The organism is Acinetobacter sp., from assembly GCF_045628685.1.
Taxonomy (GTDB): domain Bacteria; phylum Pseudomonadota; class Gammaproteobacteria; order Pseudomonadales; family Moraxellaceae; genus Acinetobacter.
On record NZ_JAZQPV010000093.1, the window covers coordinates 21,311 to 27,492 of the forward strand.

7 protein-coding genes are annotated in these 6,182 nt (G+C 39.5%); 3 read left to right on the forward strand and 4 right to left on the reverse strand.

From position 1 onward, the window contains the following. Positions 1-46: 46 nt before the first annotated feature. Positions 47-589, forward strand: a complete 543-nt coding sequence (gene ruvC, locus ACKI4H_RS12370; RefSeq protein ID WP_407306165.1) for a crossover junction endodeoxyribonuclease RuvC — start codon at positions 47-49, stop codon at positions 587-589. Positions 590-597: 8 nt separating this feature from the next. Here the strand turns inward: ruvC and ACKI4H_RS12375 are convergent, their stop codons facing one another. Genes ACKI4H_RS12375 through ACKI4H_RS12385 form a run of 3 tightly spaced genes read right to left on the reverse strand, consistent with a single transcriptional unit; the run spans position 598 to position 2,725 of the window. Then, positions 598-933 (reverse strand): hypothetical protein, encoded by a 336-nt coding sequence (locus ACKI4H_RS12375; RefSeq protein WP_407306167.1) that lies wholly within the window; start codon positions 931-933, stop codon positions 598-600. 36 nt (positions 934-969) lie between these two features. Further along, positions 970-1,245, reverse strand: coding sequence for an acylphosphatase (locus ACKI4H_RS12380; protein ID WP_407306178.1), 276 nt, complete (start codon positions 1,243-1,245; stop codon positions 970-972). Continuing rightward, positions 1,238-2,725, reverse strand: coding sequence for an NAD(P)H-hydrate dehydratase (locus ACKI4H_RS12385; RefSeq protein ID WP_407306168.1), 1,488 nt, complete (start codon positions 2,723-2,725; stop codon positions 1,238-1,240). Before ACKI4H_RS12385 ends, ACKI4H_RS12380 begins: the two co-directional genes overlap by 8 nt. 23 nt (positions 2,726-2,748) lie before the next feature. Here ACKI4H_RS12385 and queG point away from each other — a divergent pair, with 23 nt between their 5' ends. After that, on the forward strand, positions 2,749-3,861 hold the full coding sequence (gene queG / locus ACKI4H_RS12390) for a tRNA epoxyqueuosine(34) reductase QueG (protein WP_407306170.1): 1,113 nt from the start codon (positions 2,749-2,751) through the stop codon (positions 3,859-3,861). Between the two features lie 281 nt (positions 3,862-4,142). Beyond that, positions 4,143-5,132 carry a biotin synthase BioB gene (bioB, locus tag ACKI4H_RS12395; protein WP_407306172.1) on the forward strand — a complete coding sequence of 330 codons (990 nt, stop codon included), beginning with the start codon at positions 4,143-4,145 and terminating at the stop codon, positions 5,130-5,132. Between the two features lie 69 nt (positions 5,133-5,201). Here bioB and ACKI4H_RS12400 read toward each other — a convergent pair whose 3' ends face one another. Beyond that, entirely contained in the window at positions 5,202-5,438 is a 237-nt protein-coding gene (locus ACKI4H_RS12400; protein WP_407306174.1) for a hypothetical protein, read from the reverse strand. Between the last annotated feature and the right edge of the window lie 744 nt (positions 5,439-6,182).

Below are 6,182 nucleotides of genomic sequence, written 5' to 3' on the forward strand. Positions count from 1 at the left end.
CGCTTATGTAACAATATGGGCATTATTCTATTTTTAAAGTCTTTATATGTCATTAATTATTGGTATCGATCCGGGTTCTCGTATGACTGGCTACGGTATTATCGAAAAAGATGGGCAAAAATTGACTTTTGTAGATGCAGGAACCATTCGTACCGAAACTCCAGAAATGCCTGAACGCTTAAAACGAATTTTTGCCGGTGTTGAACGTGTTGTTAAATTTCATGGCCCAACCGAAGCAGCAGTCGAACAAGTATTTATGGCGCAAAACCCCGACTCTGCACTCAAGCTTGGTCAAGCCCGTGGTGCTGCCATAGCCGCATTGGTGAATTTAGATTTACAAGTCGCTGAATATACCGCACGACAGATTAAACAGTCCGTGGTGGGTTATGGTGCAGCAGATAAAGAACAAGTTCAGATGATGGTGATGCGCATTTTAAATTTAAGCATTAAACCCCAACAAGATGCTGCCGATGCTTTAGCCGCTGCGATTTGCCATGCCCATGCTTCAGGCAGCATGAGCAAAATGGCGGTACTCAATGCCCTAGGTGGTATGGCACGTGGTCGTAGTCGTACCAGCAGAAGAAGATAGGTAGAATATTAAAGATACGGTGCGAAATCTTTACGCATTTCAGCAATCGAAGGTTGCTTGGGATAAGTAAAAGTGACTCTGCGACCGAAGCTTCTTATATTCTTTTTCTGATCGGGATCAATCCTGATCAGGACCAGTTCATCAGGTTCATTGCAATGATTCATTTCGCAAATCATAATGGTTTGATTCCTTTCAATGACTTTATATTTAAGAAATTCTTTTTGTACGATGTCCTTAAATGATGTATTGCCTGAGCGACTTGAACTCCCGCCCTGTTGTGTATAAATCACCATCACAACGCAAATTGCGATCATAATCGCCACAACCAGATATTTGTCCATCATTCCTCTCTTATATTTTTGTTTGTATCCCAGTCATATTCAGCGCAACATTTTAAATGCGGCAAAATCCAGTGCCTGCTCATATTCAACCTGAATGATCTTTGAAACCTCGGCACATGATGGACCTATATAACTACGTTCGATTATTGTATGGATCTGATTTTCCGTACCGACAATAACGGCTTCAACTTCACCGTTTTCCAAATTTCTTACATAACCTTTGAGTTCTAATGCTAAAGCCTGCTGTTCAAACCAGCGCCGGTAGCCCACACCTTGTACCTTGCCCTGAATAATTAATTTAATTGCCTTATTCATCATGGTTTCCATTCACCACATGATAAATTGCTTGATTCATATGATGCGCCTGCAGACCACGCATCCCTTTTTTCGCCAGCCAGTCCCCGGCCAAAGCATGTAAGGTCACAATTTCATGCAGATGAATTTTCTCAGCAAATTGTGCTTTCAAACCGGCCACCATACCTGCCAGCACATCCCCCATGCCGCCCGTTCCCATACCGGCATTGCCTTTGGTGCAAATCCACAACTGATCTTCCAAAATCAAACTGCCTGCCCCTTTAAGCACCCATTGTCCCGCATACTTTTCTTGCAGTTGATGAATCGCTGCAATTCGATCGTGTTCAACTTCTTTCACTGAACAGTTTAAAAGTTTGGCAGCTTCACCCGGATGTGGTGTCGCGTAACTATCTGCTTTTAATAATTCAGGCTGCTCAGCCAAGAACCATAAAGCATCGGCATCCAACACCACCTGTAAATGTTCGGAGCTGTTGATTTTAGGGAACCATTTAGAAAATTGTTGTTCTGACCAGCTATCACGTCCCAGCCCCATACCAAAACTGACCGCATTAACATGATCTAATAATTGTTGAGTCTCAGTTTCGCTCAATGCATTGATATCACGCAACATAATATTTGGTGAACGCGCTAAAATCGCCATATGATGTTTTTCATGACAGACAATAGTGACTTTACCGGCACCGGCACTAAAGGCAGATTCGGCCGCCATCATTACCGCACCACCCATATCCGCATGTCCACCGACAATGAGTACATGACCATAACTACCCTTATGTCCAAAAGCTTTGCGTTGCGGAAGTGAAATAGAGCTTGCTGAAAGTTGGGCGATTGGATGTAAATCTTCATCTACAGGAATCAGGGAAATGACCTCAACCTGTCCTACAAATTCTTTACCTTGTCCAGTAAATAGTCCTACTTTTAAACCTAATACAGAATAAGTGTAATCGGCTTTAATCGCACAGGGTAATGGCTGACCATTATTGGCCTGTAAACCGCTTGGAACATCAATCGCAATTTTTAAACCCGATTGTGCATTGATGCCTTGAATAATCTGTTGCCAATCTGGGCTGAGTTCACGATTTAAACCAATGCCAAATAAAGCATCGATATAACAGTCATATTGTTTTTGAAACTCAAAACCTGAATAAATTTTTATTTCTGTAGCGACAGCTTCTTGATAAGCAGCATGTAAATCTTTAGAAGAACCTAATTCAGCAGCATAAATTTCAACATTAAAACCAGCCTGTTTTAAATATTTAGCCGTTAAATATCCATCCCCTGCATTATTGCCTTGCCCGCAACACACAGCAATATTCTTTATTTGATGTCGCTGGAAAATTGGAACGAGGCGCTGTGCAATCCCCCAGGCGACTTGCTGCATTAACGCATAGGAACTGTTTGGTCTGGCAAACCAGCGTTGCTCCCATGCTTGAATACTTTGGCTCAAATAAACTGGGCTATGATAAACTGGCTGACGCATTGTTATTCCCTTCTTGTTAAATTATGGCAACATCCACACCCTCACAGAAAATCCCTTTAGATCAATATAGTCCTGCAGCACTAAAAGCATGGATTAAAGCTCAAGCTTTGCAATTAGGCTTTAGTGATTGTGTCATTGCCAAACCGGATGCTCAAGAAGAATTGCCACGTTTTGAAGAATATTTAAAGCGTGGTTATCATGGCGACATGAAGTTTCTGGAAGAAAATTTAGAAAAACGTGCCGATCCAACTCTGCTGGTTCCCGGCACCAAAAGCATTATTTGTGTACGCATGAATTATCTGGTAGAAACACCTAAACCGCGTTATGTCCCAGATGAACCCAATGCAGCCATCATTGCGCGCTATGCCCGTGGTCGCGATTATCATAAAACCATGCGCGGTCGCTTAAAGACCTTAGCCAGCATCATCCGTGAAAAAGTCGGTGATTTTGAATCGCGTCCTTTTGCCGACTCTGCACCGGTATTTGAAAAATCTTTAGCCGAAAATGCCGGTATGGGCTGGACAGGCAAACATACCTTACTGATTCAGAAAAAGTCAGGTTCCTTTTTCGTTTTGGGTGAACTCTTTACTTCGCTGGATTTACCATTTGATTCGCCTGCAACCAAGCATTGTGGTTCTTGCACTGCATGTATCGCCATATGTCCAACCCAGGCCATTGTAGAACCGTATATGCTGGATGCACGTAAATGTATTGCTTATTTAACTATTGAATATAAAGGTATCATTGCTGAAGAATTGCGTCGCGGCATTGGCAATCGTGTTTTTGGCTGCGATGATTGCCAGCTGATTTGCCCCTGGAATAGTTTTGCAAAGAAAGCCACGATTGACGACTTTAATCCACGACATGGTTTGGATCAGATCAGTTTACTGGATTTATGGCACTGGGATGAACTGACCTTTTCAACCAAGACCGAAGGCAGTCCAATACGACGTACCGGTTATCAAAGTTTTATGCGAAACATTGCGATTGGTTTGGGAAATGCACCTTTTTCTCATGAAATTCTGGAAACTTTAAAGCAAACGCGTGATTTACATGATGAGATTGTGCAAGTCCATATTGATTGGGCAATTCAAGAACAAGTGACTAAATCTCATGAAAGGCTTAACTTATTGTAAGATACTTTCTTTAATTTCACTTTTCCCGATATAAGCAAAGTTTTAACCTTATAAAAAAATTGGCTCCCAGTTTGGCGTAAAACTAAAAATAGCATAAAAAACTTTGCAACTATATTTAAAGGAATATAGCTTACTTTGTAACTAATTATACAATCTCATAATTATCACATTTCTTTCAAACTGATCGATAGATACTATAAAACTTGGTTTTTTATGCCTTCGAATTTCATTTAAATTAGGTATGATAAATAATAAATAATGATGATTATGGATTATCACCAATGAATGTACGTAACGACTGGACACGTGAAGAAATTCAGGCTTTATATAATCAGCCTTTTTTAGATTTAGTTTTTGAAGCACAAAGTATTCATCGTGAATACTTTGATCCAAATACCATTCAAGTCAGCACATTGCTTTCGATAAAAACAGGAAAATGTCCTGAAGATTGTAAGTATTGTTCACAGTCAGCGCGTTATGACTCAAAACTTGAAGCTGAAAAACGTATTGCTGTCGATAAAGTGATTCAAGAAGCCAAAGAAGCACTCGCTTCAGGTTCCTCACGTTTCTGTATGGGGGCCGCTTGGCGTAATCCACACGAACGTGATATGCCTTATGTATTAGAAATGGTCAGCGAAGTAAAAGCACTCGGCTTAGAAACCTGTATGACCTTGGGTATGCTTAATCAATCGCAAGCTGAACGCCTGAGTGAAGCGGGTTTAGATTATTACAACCATAACCTCGACACCTCTCGCGAATATTACCCCCATGTAATTACCACACGCTCTTATGATGACCGTTTAAATACTTTGGATCATGTCCGTCAAGCCGGGATGAAAGTTTGTAGTGGCGGAATTGTGGGCTTAGGTGAAAACAGTAAAGATCGGATTGGTCTTTTATACGAACTCGCAACATTGCCGATTCATCCTGAATCTGTCCCTATTAATATGTTAGTCCCAATTGAAGGGACGCCTCTTGCAGATGTAGAAAAACTAGACGTAACCGAATGGATTCGCACGATTGCCGTTGCACGCATTATTATGCCAAAGAGTTATATTCGTCTTTCTGCTGGTCGCGAGTCTTTGTCTGATGCTGATCAGGCTTTAGCTTTCATGGCAGGTGCAAACTCATTATTCTCGGGTGAAAAGCTTTTAACCACCCCGAATGCAGGTGAAGGTAAAGACAAACAGTTATTTGACAAGCTGGGCTTGATTGCAGAAAAAGCAAAGCCTACAGTTAAAGAGTTATCTGTAGACGCGATGCCAAGTTAAATCATTCATGCTGATTGTAGATAAAAGCCTTTATTGGGCTTTTTTCTTTGCAAAATTTATTCTGCAACATTACTCTGCCCTATTTTCTGCAAAGTTATGTGCGGTTATTAAAATGCCATAATTCGCATTTAGATAATCTCCCATCCGAATGATGTCCATACCATTGGCGTGTTGTACCCATAATTCTTGTGTAATCGCATCATAAACAAATGAATCAAAACTGTCTTGATGATGTGATAACCACGTTAATGTATCTTCCAGATGCTTATCTACAATGTAGGTTGATGCTTTAAAATCTTTGTTCATTGACCTTAGCCTTGCCTAAGTAAAAAGTTTTACTTATCAATTATTACCAATTTTGCATTAAAAACAAAGAAGTGAGCATAAAGCTCACTTCTTTGTTATAAATAAAATTCAATTAAAGCGGCTTATCTCCACACTTCCTGCATTCCTTATAATGCTCCCCAATTTCTTCCATATGCTCATATTCATAGACATGTAAACAAAATAATTTCATAAGCAATTGAAGCATTTTTAAACTCCTTTTTTGATTGTTTTTAAAAATTCATTTTTTTAAATACATTTCTTCCTGAAACAACAAGGTGATCAAAAAACATCACTTCTCTTTATTACCATATTTTTTTGATAATTCAAATAACTTAGCAATAATTTTTAAAGTGAATTAAAAAAATAAAGCTGTTCTCGTAGATGAAGGACGTATAGAAAAAAATAATCAAAAGTATGAGACCATGCCGTCAATTTTAGTCATTCATTGTTAGGCAGTAAGCAAAATTTAATTTAAAAAATGGAAATAAACAAATTTTATACAATTATATTAGGGCGTGTCCTCATTTAGCTTTGCACCAAATAAATATGCAGCTATACGAATCTAGACTTATAATTGTGTACCAGGGTAATACCCCCGTTTTTAATTGAGTTAATAGGTAGAAAATCCAAAGCCCTTATCATTGTTTAAAATTGGGTGGCCTACCATCAACTGACATATGAGGTCGTTCATGATTATAAAAGTGCTGCCATAAGGTTGTACAG

Excerpts from the sequence above, each read along its gene's own strand:
- ruvC (WP_407306165.1), top strand. The coding sequence starts at position 47 with ATGTCATTAATTATTGGTATCGATCCGGGTTCTCGTATGACTGGCTAC.
- bioB (WP_407306172.1), top strand. The coding sequence starts at position 4,143 with ATGAATGTACGTAACGACTGGACACGTGAAGAAATTCAGGCTTTATAT.
- ACKI4H_RS12375 (WP_407306167.1), bottom strand. The coding sequence starts at position 933 with ATGATGGACAAATATCTGGTTGTGGCGATTATGATCGCAATTTGCGTT.
- ACKI4H_RS12400 (WP_407306174.1), bottom strand. The coding sequence starts at position 5,438 with ATGAACAAAGATTTTAAAGCATCAACCTACATTGTAGATAAGCATCTG.
- ACKI4H_RS12380 (WP_407306178.1), bottom strand. The coding sequence starts at position 1,245 with ATGAATAAGGCAATTAAATTAATTATTCAGGGCAAGGTACAAGGTGTG.
- queG (WP_407306170.1), top strand. The coding sequence starts at position 2,749 with ATGGCAACATCCACACCCTCACAGAAAATCCCTTTAGATCAATATAGT.
- ACKI4H_RS12385 (WP_407306168.1), bottom strand. The coding sequence starts at position 2,725 with ATGCGTCAGCCAGTTTATCATAGCCCAGTTTATTTGAGCCAAAGTATT.